Origin of the sequence: Janthinobacterium kochi, assembly GCF_051380715.1 — a bacterium.
Classification (GTDB): domain Bacteria; phylum Pseudomonadota; class Gammaproteobacteria; order Burkholderiales; family Burkholderiaceae_D; genus Janthinobacterium.
In genome coordinates, this window is the sequence record NZ_JBNYXO010000002.1 from 506,956 (window position 1) to 529,810 (window position 22,855).

The 22,855-nt window shown below is 61.8% G+C and carries 20 protein-coding genes; 3 read left to right on the plus strand and 17 right to left on the minus strand.

Features of this window, described 5'->3' with window-relative positions; translation table 11 throughout:
• Position 1: 1 nt before the first annotated feature.
• From ACQ4WL_RS06610 to paaA, 13 genes are all read right to left on the minus strand, one after another.
• On the minus strand, positions 2-1,018 hold the full coding sequence (locus ACQ4WL_RS06610) for a branched-chain amino acid ABC transporter permease (RefSeq protein WP_436508857.1): 1,017 nt from the start codon (positions 1,016-1,018) through the stop codon (positions 2-4).
• On the minus strand, positions 1,015-1,893 hold the full coding sequence (locus ACQ4WL_RS06615; RefSeq protein ID WP_010401459.1) for a branched-chain amino acid ABC transporter permease: 879 nt from the start codon (positions 1,891-1,893) through the stop codon (positions 1,015-1,017). Before ACQ4WL_RS06615 ends, ACQ4WL_RS06610 begins: the two co-directional genes overlap by 4 nt.
• A gap of 84 nt (positions 1,894-1,977) precedes the next feature.
• A complete protein-coding gene (locus ACQ4WL_RS06620) occupies positions 1,978-3,129 on the minus strand; it encodes an ABC transporter substrate-binding protein (protein ID WP_436508858.1) in 1,152 nt (383 codons plus the stop codon).
• Between the two features lie 93 nt (positions 3,130-3,222).
• Positions 3,223-4,428, minus strand: coding sequence for a 3-oxoadipyl-CoA thiolase (pcaF, locus tag ACQ4WL_RS06625; RefSeq protein WP_436508859.1), 1,206 nt, complete (start codon positions 4,426-4,428; stop codon positions 3,223-3,225).
• 22 nt (positions 4,429-4,450) lie between these two features.
• Positions 4,451-5,779, minus strand: a complete 1,329-nt coding sequence (gene paaK, locus ACQ4WL_RS06630; protein WP_436508860.1) for a phenylacetate--CoA ligase PaaK — start codon at positions 5,777-5,779, stop codon at positions 4,451-4,453.
• An 80-nt stretch (positions 5,780-5,859) separates the two neighbouring features.
• Positions 5,860-6,306 (minus strand): hydroxyphenylacetyl-CoA thioesterase PaaI, encoded by a 447-nt coding sequence (gene paaI / locus ACQ4WL_RS06635; RefSeq protein WP_436508862.1) that lies wholly within the window; start codon positions 6,304-6,306, stop codon positions 5,860-5,862.
• Entirely contained in the window at positions 6,296-7,864 is a 1,569-nt protein-coding gene (paaH, locus tag ACQ4WL_RS06640; protein ID WP_436508863.1) for a 3-hydroxyacyl-CoA dehydrogenase PaaH, read from the minus strand. The genes paaI and paaH overlap by 11 nt, the downstream gene beginning before the upstream one ends.
• A 1-nt stretch (position 7,865) precedes the next feature.
• Entirely contained in the window at positions 7,866-8,657 is a 792-nt protein-coding gene (paaG, locus tag ACQ4WL_RS06645) for a 2-(1,2-epoxy-1,2-dihydrophenyl)acetyl-CoA isomerase PaaG (protein WP_436508864.1), read from the minus strand.
• A gap of 114 nt (positions 8,658-8,771) precedes the next feature.
• Positions 8,772-9,851: a 1,2-phenylacetyl-CoA epoxidase subunit PaaE gene (gene paaE, locus ACQ4WL_RS06650; RefSeq protein WP_436508865.1), complete on the minus strand. Its 1,080-nt coding sequence runs from the start codon at positions 9,849-9,851 to the stop codon at positions 8,772-8,774.
• Between the two features lie 40 nt (positions 9,852-9,891).
• Positions 9,892-10,431, minus strand: coding sequence for a 1,2-phenylacetyl-CoA epoxidase subunit PaaD (gene paaD / locus ACQ4WL_RS06655; RefSeq protein ID WP_436508866.1), 540 nt, complete (start codon positions 10,429-10,431; stop codon positions 9,892-9,894).
• On the minus strand, positions 10,431-11,198 hold the full coding sequence (gene paaC, locus ACQ4WL_RS06660) for a 1,2-phenylacetyl-CoA epoxidase subunit PaaC (RefSeq protein ID WP_436508867.1): 768 nt from the start codon (positions 11,196-11,198) through the stop codon (positions 10,431-10,433). The genes paaD and paaC overlap by 1 nt, the downstream gene beginning before the upstream one ends.
• 14 nt (positions 11,199-11,212) lie before the next feature.
• On the minus strand, positions 11,213-11,497 hold the full coding sequence (gene paaB / locus ACQ4WL_RS06665) for a 1,2-phenylacetyl-CoA epoxidase subunit PaaB (protein WP_034746356.1): 285 nt from the start codon (positions 11,495-11,497) through the stop codon (positions 11,213-11,215).
• Between the two features lie 28 nt (positions 11,498-11,525).
• Positions 11,526-12,515 (minus strand): 1,2-phenylacetyl-CoA epoxidase subunit PaaA, encoded by a 990-nt coding sequence (gene paaA / locus ACQ4WL_RS06670; protein WP_436508868.1) that lies wholly within the window; start codon positions 12,513-12,515, stop codon positions 11,526-11,528.
• A 267-nt stretch (positions 12,516-12,782) separates the two neighbouring features.
• Between paaA and paaX the strand changes: the two genes are divergently transcribed.
• Entirely contained in the window at positions 12,783-13,712 is a 930-nt protein-coding gene (gene paaX / locus ACQ4WL_RS06675) for a phenylacetic acid degradation operon negative regulatory protein PaaX (RefSeq protein WP_436508869.1), read from the plus strand.
• Positions 13,713-13,822: 110 nt separating this feature from the next.
• Here paaX and ACQ4WL_RS06680 read toward each other — a convergent pair whose 3' ends face one another.
• Complete coding sequence (locus ACQ4WL_RS06680; RefSeq protein ID WP_426071940.1) at positions 13,823-14,077, minus strand: hypothetical protein; 255 nt, start codon at positions 14,075-14,077, stop codon at positions 13,823-13,825.
• A 141-nt stretch (positions 14,078-14,218) separates the two neighbouring features.
• Between ACQ4WL_RS06680 and ACQ4WL_RS06685 the strand changes: the two genes are divergently transcribed.
• On the plus strand, positions 14,219-15,343 hold the full coding sequence (locus ACQ4WL_RS06685; RefSeq protein WP_436508871.1) for a M14 family metallopeptidase: 1,125 nt from the start codon (positions 14,219-14,221) through the stop codon (positions 15,341-15,343).
• Between the two features lie 389 nt (positions 15,344-15,732).
• The gene (locus ACQ4WL_RS06690; RefSeq protein ID WP_436508873.1) at positions 15,733-17,442 is read left to right on the plus strand and encodes a methyl-accepting chemotaxis protein; all 1,710 of its coding nucleotides are present in this window, start codon (positions 15,733-15,735) and stop codon (positions 17,440-17,442) included.
• A gap of 24 nt (positions 17,443-17,466) precedes the next feature.
• Here ACQ4WL_RS06690 and ACQ4WL_RS06695 read toward each other — a convergent pair whose 3' ends face one another.
• From ACQ4WL_RS06695 to pmbA, 3 genes are all read right to left on the minus strand, one after another.
• Positions 17,467-18,795 carry an aminotransferase class V-fold PLP-dependent enzyme gene (locus tag ACQ4WL_RS06695; protein WP_436508874.1) on the minus strand — a complete coding sequence of 443 codons (1,329 nt, stop codon included), beginning with the start codon at positions 18,793-18,795 and terminating at the stop codon, positions 17,467-17,469.
• Between the two features lie 12 nt (positions 18,796-18,807).
• Positions 18,808-21,219, minus strand: coding sequence for a TonB-dependent receptor plug domain-containing protein (locus ACQ4WL_RS06700; protein ID WP_436508875.1), 2,412 nt, complete (start codon positions 21,217-21,219; stop codon positions 18,808-18,810).
• A 246-nt stretch (positions 21,220-21,465) separates the two neighbouring features.
• The gene (gene pmbA, locus ACQ4WL_RS06705) at positions 21,466-22,818 is read right to left on the minus strand and encodes a metalloprotease PmbA (RefSeq protein WP_436508877.1); all 1,353 of its coding nucleotides are present in this window, start codon (positions 22,816-22,818) and stop codon (positions 21,466-21,468) included.
• Positions 22,819-22,855 lie beyond the last annotated feature (37 nt).

Consider the following 22,855-nt stretch of genomic DNA (forward strand, 5'->3'; position numbering starts at 1 on the left):
CTCACACCTCCTGTGCCGGTGGTTTTGCCGCACCTTCGGGGGCTTTGGGTGCCTGCGGCACACCTGCCCGCTTGCGCGAACGGCTGGCCAGGCTCGGTACGAGACCCTTGGGCATGAAGATCATGGTGGCCATCAGGATCACGCCGAAGACCACCGTTTCCCAGCCTTCAAAACTGGACAGCAACTGCGGCAGGATCGTCAGCAGGGCTGCGCCGATGATCGAACCGAAGATCGATGCCATGCCGCCCACCACCACCATCGTCACCAGTTCGATCGAGTGGAAGAAGCCAGCCAGGTTCGGGGTGATGAAACCGATGTAGTGGGCGCTGATGCTGCCCGCGATACTGGCAATGACGGCCGACAGCACGAACACGCGCACCTTGAAGCGGGTCGTATCGACGCCGACCACGCGGGCCGCCACTTCCGAGCCATGGATCGCCTGCAGCGCGCGGCCGACAGGCGAATCGATCAGGTTCAGGGCCAGCCACGTCACCAGCAACAGCAGCACGGCGCACACCAGGTACCACGATTTTTCACCGGTGATTTCCAGGCCCGCGACACTGAAGGTGGACACGCCGATGCCATCCGGGCCGCCCGTCCATTGCGTCTCGTTGTTGATGACGATGGAAATGATGATGCCCAGGCCCAGCGTGGCCATGGCCAGGGTATGGCCCTTGAGCTTCAATACGGGTCGGGCCAGCAGCAGTGCCAGCAAACCCGTGGCGACGGCGCCCGCCGCCAGGGCAGCGAGCGGCGGCCAGTTGTAGTGCGTGGTCAGCACGGCCGATGCATACGCGCCCAGGCCATAGAAACCCGCGTGGCCCAGACTGATCTGACCCGTGTAGCCCATCAAAAGGTTCAAGCCGATGACGACGATGGCGTTCAGCGCAATGCGGATCGCCACATCATAGTAAAACGCATTGGTGAGGAACAGCGGCAGGATGGCCAGCACCAGGGCCAGCACCAGCAAGCCACCGTGGCGTGAGCGGGAAAATAATGTTGATAACCGCGTCTTCATACACGCTCCGAATTTTTAGCGCCAAACAAGCCTTGCGGCAGGAAGAACAGGATCAATAGAATCAGCACGAACGGCACGGCGTCCTTGTAGGCCGACGAGATGTAGCCGGCCGTCATGGCTTCGGCAATGCCGAGGATCAAGCCACCGGCAATCGCGCCCGCGCCGCCGCCCAAGCCACCCAATACGGCGGCGACAAAGCCTTTCAGGCCCAGCATGATGCCCGCGTCATACGAGGTATACGTGATCGGAGCGACGAGGATGCCGCCCGCCGCGCCCAGCAGGGCCGACAGGCCGAATGAAAACAGCAGCACCTTGCGCGTGTTGATGCCCACCAGTTGCGCGGCCAGCTTGTTGTGCGAGGTGGCCAGCATGGCCTTGCCCATCAGGGTGCGGCCGAAGAACCAACCCAGCACCAGCACGATGACGACCGTCACGCCCAGCACCCACAGGCTTTGCGGCAGCAGGCTGGCGCCCAAAAATTCGATCGGCGCGTCGCCGGAAAACGCCGGCAGTGTATGCGTATCCTTGCCCAGCCAGATTTGTACCAGGCCACGCAGCACCAGCGAGGCGCCGATGGTGATGATCAACAGGGTAATGACCTGCGCATTTTGCGCCGGTTCGATCACGGTTTTTTCCATCAACAGGCCAACCAGGCCCGTGGCGATGACGGCCAGAATGATGGCCAGCGGCAACGGCACGCCGGCGGCCGACATCACGGCTGCCAGCATCCCGCCCAGCATGATGAATTCGCCCTGGGCGAAGTTGATCACGCCGCTGGTGTTGTAGATGATGGTAAAGCCCAGTGCCGCCAGCGCGTAGGCGGAACCGACCGTCATCCCGGAATACAGAAATTGTAGAAATTGAGCGACTTCCATGGTGTCTCCATTATGTTCGGCTACACGCGGACCGCCTTCGAAGGCAGCCCGCGCAGGTACTTCTGGCTTACATTATTTCGAACATCACTTCGACAATTGCCATTCGCCGTTCTTCACTTCCACCATGCGGAAAGCCGACAGGTTCAGGCCCATATGGTCCTTGGCCGACATGTTGAAGACACCGGTGGTGCCGACAAAACCCTTGGTCTGTTCCAGTGCCGCGCGCACTTTTTCGCGGTCCGTGCCGCCGGCACGCTTGATGGCGTCGACCGACAGGTTCAGGGCATCAAGCGCATAACCGCCAAAGGTAGATGGATCGATCTTGTAGCGCTCTTTATACGTCTTGTCGTAGCCGACCACGATGGCCTTCTGCGCGTCGCTGTCGGGCAGCATGGCGCCGATCAGCAGCGCTGGCGTCGGCAGGCGCACGCCTTCGGCGGCCTTGCCCGACAGCTTCAGATACTCGTCCGAAGCCACGCCATGCGACTGGTACAGTGGCAGCGCGGACATGCCCAGTTGGCCGTAGTTCTTGGTCACCACGGCAGGGCCCTGGCCCAGTCCAAAGACGAAGACGGCTTGCACGCCTGCCGTATTCTTGATGCGCGTGAGCTGCGCCGTGATGTCCGTGTCTTTCGGGCCGTAAGTTTCATCGGCCACCAGCGTGATACCGTATTTCGAGGCGACGATCTGCGATTCCTTGCGACCAGAAGCGCCAAAGCCGCTCGTTTCCGACAGCAGGCCCACCTTGCTGATGCCGCGCTTCTTCATGTCCTCGAACACCTTCTCGGCCGCCATGCGGTCCGTATGCGGCGTCTTGAAGACCCACTTCTTGACAGGATCGATGATGACAACGGCGCCTGCCAGCGAGATGAACGGCATGCTGGCGCGCTCCACCAGCGGCGCCATCGCCATCGTGGCGCCGGTGGTGGTGCCGCCGATCAGCACGTCGACCTTGTCCGACTCGATCAGGCGCTTGGTAAAGCCGTTGGCCTTGGCCGCATCGCTGCCGTCATCGTAGTGCACCAGTTCCAGCTTGCGCCCCAGCACGCCGCCGGCTGCATTGATTTTCTCAATGTACAGCTGCAGGGTTTTCAGCTCCGGATCGCCCAAAAAGGCGGCAGGGCCCGTGACGGACAGCACGGATCCGATCTTGATGTTGTCGGCCGCATATGCGCCTGCAGCGGACATGGCCAGCACGCCGGCGATCAGGGTTTTCTTGAAGATATTGGCAATCATTGTGGTCTCCACCAGGTTGGCACTACGGTCAATGTATGGTTGGCGCTTTTTTACAAGCCTGCGCCTTTTTGTTTTTACTTTGTTTTTACTCGTTTATACGCGTTCAATTACTACAGCAATACCCTGTCCCACGCCGATGCACATGGTGCACAGCGCGTAACGCCCGCCCGTGCGTTCCAGCTGGTTCAGGGCAGCCATCACCAGGCGCGCACCGGATGCACCCAGCGGATGGCCGATGGCAATCGCGCCGCCATTCGGGTTCACGTGGGCCGCGTCGTCAGCCAGGCCCAGGTCGCGCGTGACGGCCAGCGCCTGCGCGGCAAACGCTTCATTGAGTTCGATCACATCCATCTGCTCGATGCTCAATCCGGTCTGGGCCAGCACCTTGCGCGAGGCGGGCGACGGGCCAAAACCCATGATGCGCGGCGCCAGACCGGCCGTGGCCATGCCCAGCACTTTGGCGCGCGGCGTCAATTTGTATTTATCCACGGCGGCGGCGGACGCCAGCAGGATGGCGCAGGCGCCGTCGTTCAAGCCCGAGGCATTGCCGGCAGTGACGCTGCCGTCCACTTTCACGACGCCCTTGAGTTTCGCCAGCATCTCGATCGAGGTATCGGGACGTGGATGTTCGTCCATCGTCACCATCTTCGGCTCGCCTTTTTTCTGCGGCACGGCGACGGGCACGATTTCACGATCAAAGACGCCAGCCGCGTTAGCGGCCGCCCAGCGCTGCTGGCTGCGCAGTGCCAACGCATCCTGGTCGGCGCGGCTGATGCCAAATTCCACGGCCACGTTTTCCGCCGTTTCCGGCATGGTGTCGATGCCGTACAGCGTTTTCATCTTGCCGTTGACGAAGCGCCAGCCCAGGGTCGTATCTTCGATTTTCGCCGCGCGCGAGAACGCGCTGTCAGCCTTGCCCATCACGAAAGGCGCGCGCGTCATGCTTTCCACGCCACCGGCGATGATCAGCTCCGCTTCGCCCGCCTTGATGGAGCGGGCAGCCATGCCGACGGCATCCAGGCTGGAGCCGCACAGGCGGTTGATGGTATTGGCCGGTACGGCGGCAGGCAAGCCAGCCAGCAGCGCGGCCATGCGGCCCACGTTGCGGTTGTCTTCACCCGCCTGGTTGGCGCAGCCGTAGAACACGTCGTCAATGGCGGACCAGTCGACGGACGGGTTGCGGGCGATCAGCGCGGCAATCGGCAGCGCGCCCAGATCGTCCGCGCGCACGCTGGCGAGGGAACCGCCGTAGCGGCCAAACGGGGTGCGTACGGCGTCACAGATAAAAGCGTCGTTCATGTTTGGTTCCTTGTTCGGGCTATCAGGAGAAAATCTTCGGGCGCTGGTCGACCACGCGGCGGGCCTTGCCCGTCAAGGTGCGTTCGATGCCGGCGGCGGCCACCAGGCGCACGCGCGTGCTCACGCCCACATGCGTCTTGATGCGGTGTTCCAGCTCGCGCGCCAGGCCATCGGTCTCACTGGCCGAAATGGTGGCAGTGAGATCGATACGCAACTCGGCGATCACTTCGAGCTTGTCGAGGTGGCCGTCGCGCGTGACCACCAGCTGGTATTGCGGCGCCAGCTTCGGCATCTTCAAAATCAGCTCTTCGATCTGGGTGGGGAAGACGTTCACGCCGCGGATAATCAGCATGTCGTCCGAACGACCCGTGATCTTGCCGATGCGGCGCATCGAGCGCGACGTCGGTGGCAGCAAGCGGGTCAGGTCGCGCGTGCGGTAGCGGATGACGGGCAGCGCTTCCTTCGACAGCGAGGTGAAGACCAGCTCGCCCTCCTCTCCGTCCGGCAGCACTTCGCCCGTTTCCGGATCGATGATTTCTGGATAAAAATGGTCTTCCCATATGACGGGACCATCCTTGCTTTCGATGCATTCGGACGCCACGCCAGGGCCCATCACTTCAGACAGGCCGTAGATATCGACGGCGTCGATGCCGGCGCGCGCTTCGATTTCCGAACGCATGGCGTCCGTCCACGGCTCGGCGCCGAAAATGCCCACCTTCAGCGACGATTCGGCCGGGTCCAGGCCCTGGCGCGTGAATTCCTCGATGATGTTGAGCATATAGGACGGGGTGACCATGATGATAGTCGGCTTGAAATCCTGGATCAGTTGCACCTGCTTTTCCGTCTGCCCGCCGGACATCGGGATGACCGTGCAGCCCAAACGCTCGGCGCCATAGTGCGCGCCCAGGCCGCCCGTGAACAGGCCGTAGCCGTAGGAGATATGCACCATGTCGCCTGCGCGGCCACCGCCGGCGCGGATCGAGCGCGCCACCACATTGGCCCAGGTATCGATGTCGTTCTGCGTGTAGCCAACTACCGTTGCCTTGCCCGTGGTACCGCTCGACGCGTGGATGCGCACCACTTGCTCGCGCGGCACGGCAAACAGGCCAAACGGGTAATTTTCGCGCAAGACCTTCTTGTCCGTGAACGGGAATTTCGACAGATCGGACAGTGACTTCAGATCGTCCGGATGCACGCCCGCTTCGTCAAAAGCGGCGCGGTAATGGGGCACGTTGTCATACGCGTGCTTGAGCGTCCATTTCATGCGTTCGAGCTGCAGCGCCTGCAGTTCATCCTTGCTGGCGCGCTCGATCGGCTCAAGGTCATTTGGGGAAGGCGTACGTTGGACCATCTTTGTCTCCTAATTGGTTCTTTAACTTTTCAAATCAGCTGCGGCAGTTCGAAGCTGCTCTTGTAACCTCACTTGCAACCTCAACCACTAATGACTTCACCCGCCACGCGGATCGACTTGCCGCGAAAGAGCGCGATGGCGCGGCCATCCTGGTTGCTGACCTTGACATCGTAGACGCCGCTCTTGCCGGCCAGCGCCTGTTCGACGGCGTATGCCGTGAGCACGTCGCCTTCGCGTCCCGGCGCCAGGTAATCAATGGTGCAGCCGGCGCCCACGGTATTCATGTTGTAGCTGTTGCAGGCAAACGCGAAGGCGCTGTCGGCCAGGGCAAAGATAAAGCCGCCGTGGCAGGTTTGGTGGCCGTTGAGCATGTCTGGGCGCACCGTCATCGTCATGCGCGCATGGCCAGGTCCCACCTCGGCCAGGGCGATGCCCATGGCAGCGGTGGCGTTATCGCGCGACAGCATGGAAGCGGCGGCCGCTTCGGCCAATGCTTGTGCCGTCATGTTGTGATCTTCATTCGGCATGAAACGTCGCTCCAGTGGCAAGTTTGCGGCGCAGCAGCGGCGAGACACGGTAGCGGTCTTCGCCATAGCCTTGCGCCAGGTGCTGCAGCACGGTCACGATGTGCGCGACGCCCACCGCATCGGCCCAGGCCAGCGGTCCGCGTGGATAGTTGACGCCCTTCTGCATGGCGATATCGACGGCGGCCACCGTGCACACGGCCTGGTTGACGGCGTCGGCCGCCTCGTTGGCCAGCATGGCGACCGTGCGCATAACGGCCAGTCCAGGCACGTCGTCCAGGCGCGTGACGGTAAAGCCGGCTGCCTGGAACAGGCCCACGACGGCGGCATAGGCGGCATCGCTGCACTGGTCGGCGCGCGCCACGGCAATGCGCTTGGCAGCGGCGTAATCGAGCGCCAGGTCGAACAGCACCGTATCCGGATGCTGGTTATCGTGCGCGCGCTGGGTGGCGCTGCGTCCGTCCGTGAGATAAATCGCGGCGCCATGGCAATGCAAGGCGGGCGCTTCGTCCATCTCCTGGCCTTCCTGCGTCACGCGGCGGCTGACCGTGATGCCCACCTGCTCCAGGCGCTGTACCAGGCTGCGAATGACGCCGCTGTGGCCACGGCCATCGCTGCCGATGGCAGCCGACAGGGCGACGAATTCCGGGGTCGCTTGCGCGCTTTCCGCCTGCGCCACGGGGGCTGGCGCACCTTCGCCGTACAGGTAAAAGCCACGGCCCGATTTGCGGCCGAGGAAACCGGCGTTGACCATTTCCTGTTGCAGCACGGACGGCGTGAAACGCGGGTCGTTGAAATAGGCGCCGAACACGGATTGCGTGACGGAGAAATTGACGTCGTGGCCGATCAGGTCCATCAGCTCAAATGGGCCCATGCGGAAACCGCCCGCTTCGCGCAGCACCGCATCGATGGTGGCGGCATCGCCCGCCTGTTCATTCAACAGGCGCCAGCCTTCCGCGTAAAACGGACGCGCGACACGGTTGACGATGAAGCCGGGCGTCGATTTCGCATGCACGGGGTTCTTGCCCCAGGCGATCGACGTGTCGTAGACGGTGGCGGCCACTTGCTCGCTGGTGGCCAGGCCACTGATCACTTCGACCAGCGCCATCAAGGGCACAGGATTAAAGAAGTGCATGCCGACCAGGCGTTCCGGGCGGCGCAACTTGGCGGCAATCGCCGTCACGGAAATCGACGACGTATTCGTCGCCAGGATGCAGTCGTCGCTGACCACGGCTTCCAGCTCGGCGAACAGGCCGCGCTTGACGTCGAGGTTTTCCACGATGGCTTCCACCACCAGGGCGCAGTCGCTCACGTCGGCCAGGCTGCCGGCCGCCTGCAGGCGCGCCGTGGCGGCCGCCGCTTCTTCCGCCGTCATGCGGCCCTTTTCAGCCAGCTTCGCATACATCTTGCCGATGTCGGCCAGCGCCTTGCTCACGGCTTCCGCGCGCGTGTCGTACAGTTTGACTGTGTAGCCTGCAGCCGCGGCCACCTGTGCGATGCCGGCGCCCATGGCGCCGCTGCCGATGACGGCGACGATACTGTTGTTTGCCAATGCGGTCATATCAGTGTCCCTTGAATTGCGGTGCGCGCTTTTCCATGAAGGCGGCCACGCCTTCGCGGTAATCGTCGCTGTGACCGAGTTCGCTCATCATGCGCGCTTCCAGCGCCAGCTGCTGCGGCAGGGTATTCGCACCGCTGGCGGCCAGCGCCTGCTTGGTGTACGCCAGGCCCTTGGTCGGCGCGCTGGCAAAATGCACGGCCAGCTTGCGCGTTTCTTCCGCCAGTTGGACATCCTCCACGCATTTCCAGATCAGGCCCCAGTCTTCGGCTTTTTCGGCCGTCAGCTTTTCACCGAGCATGGCCAGGCCCATGGCGCGCGCGGAACCGATCAGACGTGGCAGGAAGAAGGTGCCGCCCGTGTCCGGAATCAGGCCCAGCTTGCAGAACACTTCGACGAAACTGGCCGACTTGCCGGCGATGACGATGTCGCAGGCCAGCGCCAGATTGGCGCCCGCGCCGGCGGCCACGCCATTGACGGCGCAAATCACGGGCATCGGCAAGGCTTTCAAGGCCAGCACCAGCGGCGCATAGTTCTTTTCCACCGACTCGCCCAGGTCCACGCCCTGCGAGCCTGGTTCGACGGCGCGGTCGGACAAATCCTGGCCCGCGCAAAAGCCGCGCCCCGCGCCCGTCAGCACGAACACGCGCACGGCGCTGTCGGCGTTGACTTTGGCGATGGCGTCACGCACTTCCTCGTGCATGGCTTGCGTAAAACTATTGAGCTTGTCGGGACGGTTCAGGGTCAGGGTGGCGATGCCCTGCTCGATGGTGAAGAGGATGTTTTGGTAGGTCATGGCGTGTCTCGCTATTTTAGTTATTGGCCCGCAGCGCAAATCTGGGGTCAGTTCCTTCGGAATCGTCATTCGCCCCACTGGGGCGAATGACCCCGGCGGGTCTGATCCCGGTATTTATTCAGCCTGATCGAAGTCAACGACGACCTTGTCGGTCAGCGGAAAACTCTGGCAACTGAGGACAAAGCCGCGCGCCACTTCGTAGTCTTCCAGCGCGTAGTTGACGTCCATTTCGACCTTGCCGTCGAGGATCTTGCAGCGACAGGTCGAGCACACGCCGCCCTTGCACGAGTAGCGCATGTCCAGCCCATGGCGCAGGCCCGCATCGAGGATCGATTCCTTGTCCTTGTCCATCGTGAAGGTAGTGTGGTTGCCATCCATGATGACGGTCACTTCCGTTTCCTGCACGATACCCGCGTCGAGTTGCGCGCGCGGCTTGTGGGCGTTTTTCGGGATGCTGGCGGCGAACAGTTCGATCTTGATATTCTGCTTCGGCATGCCGGCCGCCTGCAGGGCGGCGGAGACGCCCAGCATCATGTCTTCCGGGCCGCAGATGAAGGCGTTATCGTAGTCTTCGACACGGATCCAGTGCTGCAGGAACTGCTCGCATTTTTCCTGCGTGATGCGGCCGTTGAACAGTTCGATGTCCTGCTGCTCGCGGCTCATCACATACACCAGGTTAAGGCGCTCCAGGTACACGTCCTTCAAGTCCGTCAATTCTTCCTTGAAGATGACGGACGACGAGGCGCGGTTGCCGTAGAACAGCGTGAAACGGCTCAATGGTTCCGTCAGCAGGGTCGTCTTGATGATGGAGAGGATGGGCGTGATGCCGCTGCCGGCCGCAAACGCCAGATAATGCTTGCGGTTGACGCAGTCGAGTGGCACGTTGAAGTGCCCCATGGGCGGCATCACCTCGATGGTGACGCCAGCTTTCAGGGTGTCGTTCGCCCAAGTGGAAAAGGCGCCACCCGGCGTGCGCTTGATGGCCACGCGCAGGGTGCCATCCTGCACCGCAGAACAGATGGAATACGAGCGGCGCACGTCTTCCGCATTGATATTGGCGCGCAGGGTCAGGTGCTGGCCCTGCTGGAAACGGAACTGCTGCTGCAACTCAAATGGCACGTCGAACGTGACGGCGATGGTGTCGCGCGTTTCATTGCGCACGTTCGCTACGCACAGCGGATAAAATTTACTCATGCTTCATCTCCAGTTTCTTCGGAACGTGTGCCTGATTTTTTTAGTGGCACTTGAAGTAGTCAAACGGTTCGCGGCAAGCCAGGCATTTGTACAGGGCCTTGCACGGCGTGGAGCCGAACTGGCTGGTCAGCTGCGTATGCGTGGAACCGCAGTTCGGGCAGATCACCTCCAGCGTCGGCATGGGCTGGCGCTTGACGCCGCCTGCTGTTCCGCTACGAAGGCCGCTGATGTCGATCACCTGCTGCTGTGGCGGGGCGATGCCATAGCCTTTCAGCTTGGCCTTGCCTTCTTCGCTCATCCAGTCCGTGGTCCAGGCGGGCGCCAGTTGGTTCACCAGCGTCACCTTGGCCACGCCATGGCTGCGCAAGGCCTCCGTGACGGCGTCGGCGATCACCTGCATGGCAGGGCATCCCGAATACGTGGGCGTGATCGTCACGATGCACTCTTCGCTACTGACCACATCGACGGCACGCACGATACCCAGGTCCACCACTGAAATGACGGGAATTTCCGGGTCCGGCACGTCGCCCAGCCAGGCCCAGACCTGGGCCGCGTCCAGCGTTGCCAAGGGCGTGTTCACTACCACTCCGCCCCGGGATAGGCGCGCTGCAGGAACTGCATCTCGGCCAGGATGAATCCCAGGTGTTCCGTGTGCGTGCCCTGCTTGCCACCCTTTTGCATCCAGGCGTCGAGCGCCGGCATGACAAGCGTCGCTTCGGCGAAGATCTCGGCCACGTGTTCGAGGAAGGCCCGGCGCAACACGTCCGATGGCGGCGCGATGCCGGCGGCAAGCATGGCCTGGTCGACGGCGTCGTACTTGAACATCTCGCCCGTGTACATCCACAGCTTGTCGGCCGCGGCCTGCGTTTTCGCGTGGCTATCCGCCGTGCCGTCGCCAAGGCGCACGATCAGGTCACCGCTGCGGCGCAGGTGATACGTCACTTCCTTGATCGACTTCTGTGCTACTTCGACGATGCGTGGATCGCTGCATTTCGCCAGTTCCAGCAGCTGGAAGTAGTGCCAGGTGTCGAAGAAGAACTGGCGCATCATGGTGTCGGCGTAATTGCCGTTCGGCTGCTCCAGCAGCAGACAATTCTTGAAGTCGTGGGCATCGCGCAAAAAGGCGATGTCGTCCTCGTCGCGGCCAGCGTTTTCCAGTTCGGCCGCATAGCTGAACCATAAACGCGTCTGGCCCAGGAGGTCGAGCGCCACGTTGGTCAGCGCCATGTCTTCTTCCAGCGCGGGGCCCTTGCCGCACAGCTGCGACAGCTGCTGGCTGAGGATCAGGGCGTTGTCGCCCAGGCGCAAAAGGTAGTCGAACTTTTGTTGAGTGAGCTTGTCATCCATTGCAGGCGCTCCGATCACAGGTTCTTGACTTCTTCCGGCATCGGGAAGAAGGTGGGATGGCGGTACACCTTGCTGTTCGACGGCTCGAACAGGGCGCCCTTGTCGCCGGGGCTGCTGGCGACGATATCGGCCGCGCGCACCACCCAGATGCTCACGCCTTCATTGCGGCGCGTGTAGACGTCGCGCGCATGGTTGACCGCCATGGTGGCGTCGGAGGCGTGCAGGCTGCCCACATGCTTGTGCGCCAGGCCGTGCTGGCTGCGGATGAAAACTTCCCACAATGGCCATTCTTTGCTCATATTGCTCTCCCCTATCTGTCTTATGTATTTACGCTGCCGCTTTGACTGCGGCTTGTTTATCTGCATACGCGAGCAAGGCATCGCGGAACCACTCGCCGCCTTCATACGCCTTGACCCGCGTTTGCAGGCGCTCGCGGTTGCATGGGCCATTACCCTTCAGCACATTGTTGAACTCGGACCAGTCGATTTCGCCGAATTCATAGTGGCCCGTTTCCGCATTGAACTTCAGGTCGGGATCGGGCACGGTCAGGCCCAGGTATTCGATTTGCGGCACGGTCTGGTCGACCATGCGCTGGCGCAATTCATCATTCGAGAACAGCTTGATGCGCCATTGCGCCGATTGGGCGCTGTTGACGGAAGCGGCGTCGGACGGACCGAACATCATCAAGGACGGCCACCACCAGCGGTTCAGCGCATCCTGCGCCATGGCTTTCTGTTCTGGCGTACCCTTGCATAGCGACATCATGATGTCGTAACCCTGGCGCGCATGGAACGATTCTTCCTTGCAGACGCGGATCATGGCGCGCGCATACGGGCCATACGAGCAGCGGCACAGCGGAATCTGGTTGATGATGGCGGAGCCGTCGACCAGCCAGCCGATGGCACCCATGTCGGCCCACGACAGAGTGGGATAATTAAAGATGCTGGAATACTTGGCTTTGCCCGAGTGCAAGGCAGCGAGCAAGTCGTCGCGCGACACACCCAGGGTTTCCGCGGCGCTGTACAAGTACAGACCGTGACCGGCTTCATCCTGGATCTTCGCCAGCAGAATGGACTTGCGTTTCAAGGTCGGCGCGCGCGTGACCCAGTTACCTTCGGGCAATTGACCGACGATTTCCGAATGCGCATGCTGCGAAATCTGGCGGATCAGGGTCTTGCGGTAAGCGTCCGGCATCCAGTCCTTGGCCTCGATCTTGATGCCTTCGTCGATGCGCGCCTGAAAAGCGCGCTCTTCCGCCCCCATGTCGTCGATGGAACGGACGTTCTTGAGGCCGGTTTCAACCATTTGTGCGTACATGATCTGTCTCCCATGTCTTTGATTTTGCGCAGCAACGCGGTGCGATGAACAGATAATACGATACAAAAAACGATTTGCATACACTTGATATGAGTCATTTTAAAAATTCGTATCTTGTGCGGCTTTTTTGTGCGTATGATATTGCTGATGAGAAAACATTGCGAAGTGCCACCCGCGCTTCCGGCAAATTATTGCCGCGCTACCCGCGCAGCCAAGTAAACTGCTGCTTTTATTGAACCGACCGCAACACGGCCAGACCGGAACCACATGAAGAACACCCGCTGCACGGCATGGATAGCCGATTTCCTGGAAAGCGACCCACCGCGCTCGAAGTCCCTGGTGATGACCATCTTTGGCGACGCCATCGTGCCGCGCGGCGGTGCCATCTGGCTGGGCAGCCTGATCGAACTGCTGGCGCCATTCGGCGTCAATGACCGTTTATTGCGCACCAGCGTGTTCCGTCTGGCGCAGGAAGGCTGGCTCAGCTCGCAGCGCGACGGCCGCCGCAGCGCCTATACGATACGCCCGGAGGCGCTGGCCCGCTTCGAACGCGCGTATCGCCGCATCTATGCGCCGCTGGTCGTGCATTGGGATGGTAGCTGGACCCTGGTGATCGGCCCGGCCGGCAGCATCGGCGCCGCCGAGCGGGGGGCGCTGCGCAAGGAATTATTGTGGGCGGGCTATGGCTTGATCTCTCCCGGCATCTTTGGCCATCCGGCCAGCAATACGGAGGCGCTGGAAGATATCCTCGTGCGCAACGACGTACAGGGCAAACTATATGTCTGCCACACAACGGAATTGCCGGATGTCAGCACGCGCCCCCTGCGCGACATGGTGGGCGACTGCTGGGATTTGTCGGAAGTGATGGCCGGCTACGAAAAATTCATCGCCAGCTTCCAGCCGCTGCTGACCCTGCTGCAAGAAGCACCCGTGTTCGATGTGGAGCAAGCCTTCGTCATCCGCTCGCTGCTGACGCACGCCTACCGCCGCGTACAATTGCACGACCCGCAACTGCCCGTCGAACTGTTGCCCGAACCGTGGCCAGGCACGCAAGCCTATGCCCTGGCGCGCGACCTGTACCGCCTCACCTTTGCTGCCGCCGAGGAGCATATCCTGGCCACCCTGCGGCGCGAGGATGAGCACGCACCGGACGTCGAGCCGTGGTTCTTTGAACGTTTCGGCGGCCTGAACACCTGACAAAACGTCCATGGCGGCGTTGCAGGGCCTGGGCGTTCGTTCGTACTGCCTGCGGCCCTGCGCCTTGCCCTGAACATTTTTCAGGCGTTCAGGAATAAGTTACTGTCTGCTCACTGTTTCGCCACTACTTGCTTGGCCCCCGCCAGCAAATCCTGCCCCAGCTTTTCCAGCGCATTGGCCTGCACCAGCATGGTGTCGAGGATGGCCACGTTGAAGGTAAATTCGGCCGGTGTGGTGTAGCCGGGGAAACGCAGGATGCGCAGCAATTCCTGCAAGGTCGTGCCTTTTCCCAGGTGCGCCAGAGCGTCGCTGAGGGCGCTGACTTTCTTTTCCAGTTCGCGTATGTGTTTGCCGTTGTCATCCATGATGATCTCCCCGTGTCGGAGCTTCCACGTTAGCAAAGCACGTCCGTCATCGTTTGCGCCAGCACAAAGAGCAACGCAAAACAGGTATCATCGCGCCATTGCACACGATGCAAAACCCATACGTTTTTATCAGGAACACTCATGACCATTAAAATCAGCCAGCAATTCGACGCCGGCGCGATCGAGGTGCTGCGCGCCGACGATGCCCACTCCATCGAGCTGAACATCCGCAAGGATTCCCACGCCGACATCACGCAGTGGTTTTACTTCCGCCTGCAAGGCGCGCAAGGCGAGACGTGCACGATCCGCTTCATGAATGCAGGCAAGTCGGCCTATCCGGACGGCTGGAAAGATTACCAGGCCGTGGCCAGCTACGACCGCGAAACCTGGTTCCGCGTGCCCACCAGCTTTGACGGCACGGTGATGACCATCGAACACACGCCGGAAGAAGAAAGCGTGTACTACGCCTACTTCGAACCCTACCCATGGGACCGCCACCTGGCCCTGATCGACAGCGCGCAAGCGTCGCCGCTGGTGCGCTTGATCGACCTGGGCAGCACAGTGGAAGGGCGCGACATGAACCTGCTGGTGGTCGGTGACGCCGATGCCGAGAAAAAAGTCTGGGTCATCGCGCGCCAGCATCCCGGCGAAACGATGGCCGAATGGTTTGTCGAAGGCATGCTTGAAGCCTTGCTAGACCAGGCCAATCCGTTTGCCCGCCAGTGCCTGCAAGACGCCGTCTTCTACGTGGTGCCGAACATGAACCCGGACGGTTCCGTGCACGGCAACCTGCGCACCAACGCGGCCGGCGCCAACCTGAACCGCGAATGGATGACGCCGACCATGGAACGCAGCCCGGAGGTGTTCCTGGTGAAACAGAAAATGCATGAAATCGGCTGCGACCTGTTCCTCGACGTGCATGGCGACGAAGGTCTGCCTTATGTGTTCGTCGCCGGCAGCGATGCGCTGGAAAATTTCACGCCAGCACAAAAAGCCGAGCAAGACCGCTTCATCGCCGACTTCAAGGTGGCCAGCCCCGACTTCCAGAATGAGCACGGCTACGAAGACGGCCCGTTCACGCCGGAAGTGCTGACCATGGGTTCGCCCCACATCACCCACGCCTTCGGCTGCCTGGCGCTGACCCTGGAATTGCCATTCAAGGACAACGCCAACGATCCCGACCCGCAAACGGGCTGGAGCGGCGCCCGCAGCGCCGCCCTGGGCGCGGCCGTGCTGCAACCTATCCTGTCCACCTTGCGCGCCTGAGCGCCAGGGCCGAACCGGCCCGCTTGATCCCATGCCCCGCTCGCCGGGGCATTTTTTTTGACCGCACGGCAAGCGTTGCTGCCCGAGCAGTTTTTTTTTCCGAACATCTTGCCTATCGGAAATTGTCGTCTTACACTGAACAACAGAATCGGGCCGTGCCACGCTGCGCGGCCCCGCAAAAATATACCGCCGGCCGGGCCGCCATCCCCTCGCCGGCGCTCTGCAATGCGCATCCATGGCATTGCCTTTCGCATTACGGCCCCATACCTGCCGAGCTAGCTCCCTGTAACGCAAACTGACCGCATCAGCATCGTCATGCACGGACGCCGCTTGTCCGCTGGACGATGCCAAGCGCACGCTTTCCGCTTTTCGCCGAGGATGAATGCCCTATGTCTAAGCTTAAAATCAGTACCCGTTTGGCCTTGAGTTTCGGCCTGATCATTGTCCTGCTTGCCATGGTGGCATTTGTTTCCATCAGCCGCATCCACAGCATCAATGCCTCGACGGAAAAAATCCTCAACGACCGCTATGTCAAGGTCATGCTGTCCAATACGATACAGTCCGAGGTCAATATTCAGGCCCGCCTCCTGAGCATCGCCATCATCGGCGCCAACGATGCCGACGAAGTCAGCAGTTCTGTGGCCAAGGTGCAGGCATCGGTCAAGAAGAACGTGGAGCTGCTGGCACGCCTGAAAACCCTGGTCAACACCCCCAAGGGACAGGAACTGTTCCAGGCCGTGATGAGCAGCCGCGAAACGTATGGCAAGACGCGCGATGCGAATATCAAGCTGTTGCAAGAAGGAAAATCGGAAACGGCGGGCATCTTCCTGCTGACGCAGCTGCGTTATCCGCAAGAAAAATTCCTGACGGCACTGGCGGCCATAGCCAGCTTCCAGGAATCGCTGATGGAAACGGAAGGCAAGCAAGCCGCCGCCGATGGGCGCATGGCCATCATCCTGACCCTGTCGCTGTCGATCGCCGCGACGCTCATTGCCATCGCGCTGGCCATCCTGATCAGCCGCTCCATCAGCCGGCCCATCAACGAAGCGGTCAAGGTGGCGCAGCGGGTGGCCGCTGGCGACCTGTCGGGCAGCATCGATGCGCGCGGCAACGATGAAACGGGCCTGCTGCTGCGTGCCCTGAAAGAAATGAACGACAATCTGCAAGGCATCGTGGCCCGCGTGCGCCATGGCACGGATGCCATCGCCCATGGCTCGCGTGAAATCGCCTCCGGCAATATGGATCTGTCTTCGCGCACGGAACAGCAAGCCAGTTCGCTGGAAGAAACGGCCTCCTCAATGGAGGAGCTGACGTCGACCGTCAAGCAGAATGGCGAAAACGCCCGCCAGGCCAACCAGATGGCACAATCGGCCTCCAGCGTGGCCAGCAAGGGCGGCCAGGTGGTGGCGGAAGTGATCACGACCATGGATTCCATCAATGCCTCGTCGAAGAAAATCGTCGACATCATCGGCGTCATTGACGGCATTGCCTTCCAGACCAATATCCTGGCCCTGAATGCGGCCGTGGAAGCGGCCAGGGCGGGCGAACAGGGACGGGGCTTTGCCGTCGTCGCCACGGAAGTGCGCAACCTGGCCCACCGCTCCGCCTCCGCCGCCAAGGAAATCAAGATCCTCATCGACGATTCCGTGCACCAGGTCAATCTCGGCAGCAACCTGGTGAACCAGGCGGGCAGCACCATGGAAGACATCGTCAGCAGCGTGCGGCGGGTCACGGACATCATGGCCGAGATCACGTCCGCCAGCAACGAGCAGGAAGCGGGGATTGAACAGATCAACCAGGCCATCACGGAAATGGATGCCGTGACACAGCAAAATGCAGCTCTCGTGGAAGAAGCCGCCGCCGCGTCCGAAGCACTGCAAGAGCAAGCCGGCATCCTGGCCGAAGCCGTCAGCGTGTTCAAGCTCGACGGCATGCAAGCGCTGCCACCGGTGCAGGCTCAAACCATCCGCATCCCAGCACGCGCGCCAGCGAAGCTTGCGGCCACGCCACGCGTCACGGCCACTGCAGCACCCGCCAGGAAAGCAGGCAAGCCGGATGCACTGGCCGTGGTCGCCGATACCGATTGGGAAGAGTACTGAAACCATCCCCCTGCCGAAGCAAACTCAGCCCTTGGCCACCTGGCGCAGGGCATCGATCAGCTTGTCCAGATGCGACTCGGGCGTAAAGATTCCCGGCGTGACGCGCACGCACGCGCCACTGGCCAGACCGTCGCGCGGCACGGCAAAGATGCCGTGTTCCTGCACCAGCTTTTTCGACAAGGCAAAATTGTCCGCCACGCTGGTCTTGCCCTTCAAGCGGAACGAGGCGATGGCGCTCGTCAGGCGGGGGTCGCTGGACGCCAGCACCTCGATGCCATCGATGCCGCGCGCCGCTTCGACCCAGCGGTTGCGCAGCTGCCGCAGCCGCGCCTGCTTATTGGCCACGCCGATCTGCGCATGCAAGTCCAGCGCCGCAGGCAAGCTCAGATAGGCGGCGAAATTGACCGTGCCCGTATGCACGCGGGTACGGATATCGTCGCCCGCCTTTCCCCCCTGCGGTTCTCCCATGTACGGGTCGATATCGACCAGCCTGCCCCGCTTGATGTAGGCGGCGCCCACGCCGACGGGCGCGCCTATCCATTTGTGCAGATTGATGCCGGCAAAGTCCGCCTGCAAGTCGGGAATCGTCATGTCCAGCTGGCCAAAGCCATGCGCCGTATCGACGATGACATCGATGCCCCGTGCGCGCGCCAGGCGGCTGATCTCGGCCACGGGCAAGACCATGCCGTTGCGGTGATTGACATGCGTGAGCAGCATCAGTTTCAGTTTCGGATGGCGTTCCATGGCGGCAACATAGGCAGCAATGACGTTCTCGTGCGTAAATGGTTCCGGCATGGCAATCGACACCACCTGGGCGCCGCGCCGCTGCTGCAGCCAGCGCGTGACGGTGATCATATTGTCGTAATCGATATCCGCGTACAGCACCGCATCGCCCGGCTGCAGGCGGTTGTAGCCGGCGATCAAGACTTGCAGCGCTTCCGTGGCGCCCCGTGTCAGCACGATTTCATCGATACCCACGCCCAGCGCCCTGGCCGCCGCCGCGCGGGCCGCCTCGAAATCGGCCGGAAAGCGCATGCGTGCATACCAGGCGTTGTCGCGGTTGACCATGCTCAATTGCCGCTCGTAATGACGCAGCACGGGCCTGGCCATCGAACCCCAGAAGGCGTTGTCCAGTTGCACGACGGCATCGGTAGTGTCGTATTGCGCGGCCACGGCCTGCCAGTAAGCCTGGTTGCTGGCCAGCATCTCCGGCGTGGTGCCGGCCGGCACCAGTGGCAAGGGGGGAGCCAAGGCAGCGGCGGACGCTGCCGCCGCCGATCCTGCACCCGCCGTCAAGGGCAGTGCTGCCGCCAGCGAACCCGCGCGCAGCAAGGCGCGGCGTTGTGGATTCATCGTCATCTCCCCTTAAAATTTCACTTTGTAATCGACGTACAGATTGCGCCCGTCCGTGTCGTACGGCGCATTGCGCGAATAGATCAGACCGCGGCTGGCCTGGAAGCTTGCTTCATCAGGATACTTGTCCAGCACGTTGTCGATCCCCACGCGCAAGGACTGCTTGTCGCTGATCTTGTAGCTGGCCGCCAGGTCAAGAAATTGCATGGCGCCAAAGCGCTGGAAGATATCGCCCGTCGCATTGCCGGAATTGTCCGTCCAGGCGCCGTAATAGCGCACGCGGGCCAGGGTATTCCAGTTGCCCAGGTCATAGTTGCCGCTGATGGTGGCTTTCTGGCGCGGCAGGCGCTCCTCGAACACCTGGCGCTGGGCCGGATTGGTCACCAGGCTGGACTTGCCGCCATCGACCTTGGTGGTGTTGTAGTTGTAGGCCAGGGTCAGGTTCAGCTTGCCGTCGCCGATACGGCTCAGGTGGCTGCCGACGATATCGATGCCGCGCGTGGTGGTGTCGAAGTCGTTCGTGAAATAGCTGACCGAGGTGTAGCGCAGCGGATTGGCCACGCCAGCGGGCACGGCAAACGCGGCGGACGTGCTGAAGCGGTCGCTGACCTTGATATCATACACATCGACGGAACCGGAAAAACCACCCGGCGTCTTCCAGGTAAAGCCCAGCGACAGGTTTTTCGATTTTTCCGGCTTCAACGCCTGCGCGCCGAGCAGGATGGCCAGCGGGTCGTTGTTGGCCAGGCGGCCGCTGGTAAACAACAGCAGGGTCTTGGTGTCGAGGCCTTGATTCGTGCTGTTGGTATTCGACTGGCCGGGCGTTGGCGCACGGAAACCGGTCGAGTAGGAGCCGCGCAGGGCCATGTCATCACTCAAGGCGTAACGGGCCGATAACTTGCCATTGACGGTGCTGCCGAATTCCGAGAAATGCTCATAGCGGGCCGCGCCGCCCAAGCTCAGGGCCTTGCTGACGGGAACTTCCACGTCCAGGTAGGCCGCATAGCTGTCCTGGCCCCAGCTTCCCGCCTGGCGGGCGCTGAAGCCCGGTGCGCCGTTCGCGTTCGCGTCGAGGCCGATGGCCGCGCCCGGCCCCACCGTCCAGGATGCCGCATCGCCCGCCTTCACGCCATAGGTTTCATTGCGCGCCTCCGCGCCAAACGCGATGTTCACCGGTTGCGGCAGGGATGCCACGGGCAATTCATAGTTGAAGTTGGCGTTGAGAATCTTTTCCGCCTGCGACAACTGGCCCAGGTAAAACGACGTCGGGCTGGTCGGCCCCATCGAGGCGTTGATGGAATTGGCCAAGTGATAGTCGATGCGGTTGCGGCCGTAGGAAGCGCTCACATCCCAGCCGAAGCGCTCGTTGAAGTGACCGCGCACGCCGGCCACCAGCTGTAAATCATCCTGGTCGTTCGAATAGCTGGGGCTGAAGCCGAGCGGATACACGCTGCGCAAGTCCCAGCCGGGGAACAGGCTGCTGGTTTTATACGCACCCGTGCTGGTGTCGGGATTGCGCCAATTAAAATCCGAGGTGCCGTCGCTGCGGCTGAACAGGCCGAACCCGTACAGTTCCGCCGTGTCCGACAGGGCCATGCCGGCATTGAAGCCGATGCGCTTGCTATCGAGTTCAGGTTGGCCCCAGCGCTGCACGGGATTGGGCACCTTCAGTTCCGGATGGGCGTTCTGGAAGGCGATGGCATCGGCCCGCTGGCGCGTGCGCGAGGTGGGATCGGACTGGGCCAGCGCGCCGAAAATCGTCGCCTTGCCCGTCTCGCCAAAGGCAAAGCCCGTCTTCAGGTTGACCTCATTGCCCTTGCCGTCGCCTTCCGAGTATTGCGAGTGGTGCACGGAAAGCTCCGTGCCCAGCGTGTCGTCGAGAATGATGTTGATCACGCCGGCGATCGCGTCGGAGCCGTACTGGGCCGAAGCGCCGTCGCGCAGCACTTCGATGCGCTTGATGGCAGACACGGGAATCTGCGCCAGATCGGGCGCCTGCGCGCCACGCGCGCCCAGCAGGGCGCTGCGGTGGAAGCGCTTGCCGTTGACCAGCACCAAAGTCTGGTCCGGCGACAGGCCGCGCAAGGTGGCGGGACGCACGAAGACTTGCCCATCGGCCATCGGCAAGCGCTGCACCACATACGAGGGAACCAATTGCGCCAGCACATCGTTCAAGTCCGACGATTCGACGGCGCCGATATCTTCGCGGTTGAACACATCCACGGGCGCCATGGTGTCGAACTGCGTGCGGTTGCTGCCGCGCGTGCCGGTGACGATCACCGCTTGCGGTGCATCCAGGGAATCGCTGGCGGCAGCTGGTGCCGCGGACACATCGCCATGGGCTTGCGCCTGGGTGGAGAACAGGGCGTGCATGGCACACAACAGGGCCACCGCGCGGGCGATGCGGGTACGGGAGTAGGTCATGGAGAGTTCACTATGCAGGTTGGATCAACAACGACGCGTCACTGCAAGACTCGCATCTTGCATGAAATATCACGAAGTTCGGCTTACTTACATTAAAAGCATCTAAATTGCGCAAATAACGTCAGGTGGCGTCATCATACGAAGCGAATATTTCCGCAGTATGACGGTCAGGCCGCTGCCCGAAAAAACACAGGGACAAGAAAAAAGGCGCCAGCGGCGCCTTTTGACAAGGAGGAATGCATCCGTTCAGCCGCCCGCCACCACCATGCTCTCGATGAGGATGGAACCCGTCTCTTTGGTGCCACGGCGCAAGACGTCGGCGCCCACGGCGACGATGTTACGCAGCATGTCCTGCATGTTGCCGGCGATGGTGATTTCTTCCACCGGGTACTGGATCACGCCATTTTCCACCCAGAAACCGGCCGCGCCGCGCGAATAGTCGCCCGTCACGTAATTGGTTCCTTGTCCCATCAGTTCCGTCACCAGCAAGCCCGTGCCCAGCTTTTTCAGCATGGCACTAAAATCGTCGGTGGCGGTCGTCAGGTTCGAGGTCAGGTACAGATTGTGCGAGCCGCCCGCGTTGCCCGTCGTCTGCATGCCCAGCTTGCGGGCCGTGTAAGTCGACAGGAAATAGCCTTGTACCACGCCATCCTTGACGACGTCGCGGCTGACGGTTTTCACGCCCTCTTCGTCGAACGGCGCCGAACCGACGCCGCCGATCACGTGCGGGTCTTCAAATATCTGCACGTGCGAGGGCAGCACTTGCGTGCCCAGGGAATCGTTGAGGAAAGTGGATTTGCGGTACAGGGCGCCGCCTGAGGTCGCTTGCACATAGGTACCGAGCAAACCGGCCGCCAGCGGTGCCTCGAACAGCACGGGACAGGTGCGCGTGCCCAGCTTGCGCGCGTTCAGGCGCGACAGGGCGCGTTCGGCGGCGTAGCGGCCGATGGCTTCCGGACTCGACATTTTCGAAGCGTCGCGCACGGACGAGTACCAGTCGTCGCGCTGCATCTTCGCCCCCTTGCCGGCGATGGGCGCCACGGACAGGGTGTGGCGCGAAAACGGGTAGCCGCCGATGAAACCGCGCGAATTGGCGGAAACAAACTGCGATTGCTGCACATGCACGCCCGCGCCTTCGCTATTCGTGATGCGCGGGTCGACGGCAAACGCGGCCGCTTCGGCGCGCTGGGCCAGCACGACGGCTTCCTCGGTGGAAATGCGCCAGGGATAGAACAGTTGCAAGTCGCGGGGGGCCATTTCCAGCATGTCGGCGTCGGCCAGGCCCGCGCAATCGTCCTCGGCCGTGAAGCGGGCGATGTTGTAGGCGGCATCCACCGTGGCGCGCAAGGCGGACGGCGAGAAATCGGAGGTGCTGGCATTGCCGCGCTTCTTGCCGACAAACACGGTCACGCCCATGCCCTTGTCCTTGTTTTGCTCGATCGTCTCGATCTTGCCTTTTCGGACAGAAACGGACAAGCCACCGCCTACACTGACTTCGACGGCAGCGTCGGTGCCGCCCGCTTCCCGCGCAAAAGACAACACATCACGGGCTAGTTGCTGCAATTGCTCTTGACTATGGGTAAATACGGAGTCGTTCATGCGCTGTTTTCTTCGGAAAGCCGCTAAAAAGGTTATC

Excerpts from the sequence above, each read along its gene's own strand:
- ACQ4WL_RS06610 (WP_436508857.1), bottom strand. The coding sequence starts at position 1,018 with ATGAAGACGCGGTTATCAACATTATTTTCCCGCTCACGCCACGGTGGC.
- ACQ4WL_RS06615 (WP_010401459.1), bottom strand. The coding sequence starts at position 1,893 with ATGGAAGTCGCTCAATTTCTACAATTTCTGTATTCCGGGATGACGGTC.
- ACQ4WL_RS06620 (WP_436508858.1), bottom strand. The coding sequence starts at position 3,129 with ATGATTGCCAATATCTTCAAGAAAACCCTGATCGCCGGCGTGCTGGCC.
- pcaF (WP_436508859.1), bottom strand. The coding sequence starts at position 4,428 with ATGAACGACGCTTTTATCTGTGACGCCGTACGCACCCCGTTTGGCCGC.
- paaK (WP_436508860.1), bottom strand. The coding sequence starts at position 5,779 with ATGGTCCAACGTACGCCTTCCCCAAATGACCTTGAGCCGATCGAGCGC.
- paaI (WP_436508862.1), bottom strand. The coding sequence starts at position 6,306 with ATGCCGAATGAAGATCACAACATGACGGCACAAGCATTGGCCGAAGCG.
- paaH (WP_436508863.1), bottom strand. The coding sequence starts at position 7,864 with ATGACCGCATTGGCAAACAACAGTATCGTCGCCGTCATCGGCAGCGGC.
- paaG (WP_436508864.1), bottom strand. The coding sequence starts at position 8,657 with ATGACCTACCAAAACATCCTCTTCACCATCGAGCAGGGCATCGCCACC.
- paaE (WP_436508865.1), bottom strand. The coding sequence starts at position 9,851 with ATGAGTAAATTTTATCCGCTGTGCGTAGCGAACGTGCGCAATGAAACG.
- paaC (WP_436508867.1), bottom strand. The coding sequence starts at position 11,198 with ATGGATGACAAGCTCACTCAACAAAAGTTCGACTACCTTTTGCGCCTG.
- paaB (WP_034746356.1), bottom strand. The coding sequence starts at position 11,497 with ATGAGCAAAGAATGGCCATTGTGGGAAGTTTTCATCCGCAGCCAGCAC.
- paaA (WP_436508868.1), bottom strand. The coding sequence starts at position 12,515 with ATGTACGCACAAATGGTTGAAACCGGCCTCAAGAACGTCCGTTCCATC.
- paaX (WP_436508869.1), top strand. The coding sequence starts at position 12,783 with ATGAAGAACACCCGCTGCACGGCATGGATAGCCGATTTCCTGGAAAGC.
- ACQ4WL_RS06680 (WP_426071940.1), bottom strand. The coding sequence starts at position 14,077 with ATGGATGACAACGGCAAACACATACGCGAACTGGAAAAGAAAGTCAGC.
- ACQ4WL_RS06685 (WP_436508871.1), top strand. The coding sequence starts at position 14,219 with ATGACCATTAAAATCAGCCAGCAATTCGACGCCGGCGCGATCGAGGTG.
- ACQ4WL_RS06690 (WP_436508873.1), top strand. The coding sequence starts at position 15,733 with ATGTCTAAGCTTAAAATCAGTACCCGTTTGGCCTTGAGTTTCGGCCTG.
- ACQ4WL_RS06695 (WP_436508874.1), bottom strand. The coding sequence starts at position 18,795 with ATGAATCCACAACGCCGCGCCTTGCTGCGCGCGGGTTCGCTGGCGGCA.
- ACQ4WL_RS06700 (WP_436508875.1), bottom strand. The coding sequence starts at position 21,219 with ATGACCTACTCCCGTACCCGCATCGCCCGCGCGGTGGCCCTGTTGTGT.
- pmbA (WP_436508877.1), bottom strand. The coding sequence starts at position 22,818 with ATGAACGACTCCGTATTTACCCATAGTCAAGAGCAATTGCAGCAACTA.